This window comes from Cypionkella sp. (assembly GCF_034376685.1).
GTDB lineage: Bacteria > Pseudomonadota > Alphaproteobacteria > Rhodobacterales > Rhodobacteraceae > Cypionkella.
In genome coordinates, this window is sequence record NZ_JAXMJJ010000089.1 from 1 (window position 1) to 2686 (window position 2686).

The 2686-nt window shown below is 60.8% G+C and carries 2 protein-coding genes; both read right to left on the reverse strand.

Annotation, left to right across the window (positions count from 1 at the left end; genetic code table 11):
• Positions 1-335: 335 nt before the first annotated feature.
• Entirely contained in the window at positions 336-542 is a 207-nt protein-coding gene (locus tag U1A24_RS16870; RefSeq protein ID WP_322323151.1) for a hypothetical protein, read from the reverse strand.
• A gap of 309 nt (positions 543-851) precedes the next feature.
• Positions 852-2615, reverse strand: a complete 1764-nt coding sequence (locus U1A24_RS16875) for a type IV secretory system conjugative DNA transfer family protein (RefSeq protein WP_322323152.1) — start codon at positions 2613-2615, stop codon at positions 852-854.
• Between the last annotated feature and the right edge of the window lie 71 nt (positions 2616-2686).

A 2686-nucleotide genomic window follows, 5' to 3' on the forward strand; every position in this document is an offset into this window, starting at 1 on the left:
GTCAGCGGGTCGGGCGAAAATCCTTCTGGTGCGCGAAACGCGACAACCGTATCCTTCGTCATGTGGCATATCCTTTTCTCTGCGAGAACTGCGGCGCGTCAACAACGCCTTGATATGCCACCCAATCCCCCCGTCACCAACTTTCAGCTATAGCTCGTTCTATGATCCTGAAACTACGGTGGCCCGATACCCAAGCGATAAGGGTCCGGGCCTCTTTTGCCCCCCGCCCTATGTCCATCCGTTGGTGCAATGACCTGACGTTCAGTAGTCCGTCTCCACGTGGATCCCAGAGCAATCATAAGTGACTGCGGCCGCTATGGCTCCGTCATTCATGATTAGCGCAGTGACAGAAACTGGGTGTTGGCTGGCAGTTCAGCTTCGATTTCCTGCTCGAACACCTCGTCCACCATCCTGACCCACACTGAACTCCCCCCAATGTCCGTCAGAGTCGGTGCGCCGCTGCCATCATTCGTGACAAATTGCCAACGGGAGTGGGTGCCGCGCTGGAAGCCGATGCCAATAATGACTGTGTTGATGGGCATCGTTGCGGCGATCGCTGATTTGCCAATGCCGGCCCAGATACCGAGAGAACGGCGTCTGTAACTCTCATTGAAGGACCGCTATGGGCCTATTCCGTTGAAAAACTCGGTTGGTCGTCTACCGTTCCAGAAAATCAAGAACTCTGTTCTTCCACGAGCCCAATCCCATCAAGCTTTCCGCCACCGTGCCAGTCGGATCGGAACAACGTTCGCGGATTTACCGACACCTTGTGGGCTGGCTGAGTTTTTCAACGGAATAGGCCGAAACCTGCCCGTAGGAGCATGCGGTGAGGTTCAGCGACCAAGCACTCGTCAGACCCGAGCGGGCACCTTCCTTGTGCGCTTGGCGCTCTCCGCAATTGCCTGAAACACCCGAGCCGCATCTCCGAAGACCTCGGTGCCTGCAGGTCCAGCGGACGAAGCCAACCCCGACAGCTTCCCGACAGGCGCTAGCCTGCTATCCGCCCCGCTCCCCTGAATAGTTGGCAATGCCTTCCCCTTCCGCGCCCGATCAATCGGCGCAAAGTGCCGATCCTCGTAGTACCGGATGTGCCGCGCCCGGATCGGATACTGCCCCTCGGGCAGCACCAGCACCTCGTCCAGCGGAAACCGCAGCACCTCGTTCGCCGAAATCAACGGCCGCTCTTCCGACCGCCTGCTGACATTCGCGCTGTCTTCCAGCGCACGCACCCGCGACTGGCTCTCGGTCACGGCAGTGATCGTGGATCGCCCCAACGCATTCGACAGCACCTCGGCGGTCCTGTCGTCCTGCGGCGTCATGTAAATCTGCGCGCCAGCCCCACCTTGCAGAGAGCGCCGCCCGGTCTCGCCATAGATGTCATCGAGGCCGGGAATGGTCTGGGAAATGATGAAGAAACGGCCGCCGAAACTGCGGATGGTCTTGATGGAGGAGAGGACGAGGGGCTGGCGGCCGAGTTGGTCGAATTCGTCCATCAGGAACATGACAGCATGCGGTTCGTCCGGACCAGGCTCACGGCGCTGCAGGGAGGCAATGGCATCCGCGAAGAGAAGGCGGACGAGGGGGGCCAGGGTTTTCAGGTGCTCGGGCTGGACGACGATGTAGAGACTTTGGGGATCGCGGCGGAAGGTCGAGAAGTCGAAGTCGCTGGCGGAGGTCACGCGGTCGACCGCGGGGTCGTTCCAAAGCTCGAGACCGGAGCCTTGGATGACGGACACATAGGCCCCGAGGGTTTTTTCCGGGACGTCGGCCATTTCGAGGAACGTGCGGGAAACGATTGGAATGTTCGTGGTCTCGGCAATGGCCGTGTAGCTCTTCTTCTTGTCGCCGCCTCCGGCCATGATCTCACCGGCAAAGCCCAAGGTCGGGCGGCGCTGTTCGATGGCGTAGAGGCATGAGGCGATGAAGAGCCGCTTGCCTGCATTGAAGAAGCTCTGCGCACTTTCGCCTTCCGGGATGAGGAAGAGGTCGGCCATCGAGTTCAGCGCGGTATACTGACGCTCTGCGGAGGGAAGGGCGGCGATCCGGGCGAGCGGGTTGAAGCGGTGCGAGCCACGGTCCTCGTCGAAGGGCGAAAAGTACCATATGCCGTTCTTCAACCCGTGCTTGCGATGAATCGAGGTCTTGGCGAAGTTCTCGCCCTTCACGTCGAGGATGATCGCCGAGCCTGAGAAGTGAAGCAGGTTCGGGATGACGAAGCCCACGCCCTTCCCCCGGCCGGTGGGTGCGATCATCATCGCATGGGGGAAGCGGTCAGGCGGCGCCATCACAAAGGGCGCGTCGGATTTCGGGAGGCCAAGCTTGCCGAAGATGAAACCGTTCTGATTGAGGGTCCCGACCATGTGGTTCCGCTTCAACTCGCGACGCGACTGAAAATGCGCGTCGTCATATTGGTTGAGGCGACCGCGATGAACCCCGGCCAGACCGACAAGGGTCAGGGCGACAGTCACGGCGCCAGTGATGATCAGCGCGCCCTGCAGGACCGAAGGCCGCGCGGCGAGGTCGGCCCAGGCGTAGCGAAGGAACCAGGGGCCCATGGGGCTAAGCGTATCGAGGCTCTCCCGGAAGGCAGTGATCACATAGATAGTTGCCAACATGCCGCCGATGAGAGACCGGTCAGCAGGCCGAGGAGCAGCGCCAGCGGATACCGCCAGGCGGTGTAGATGTT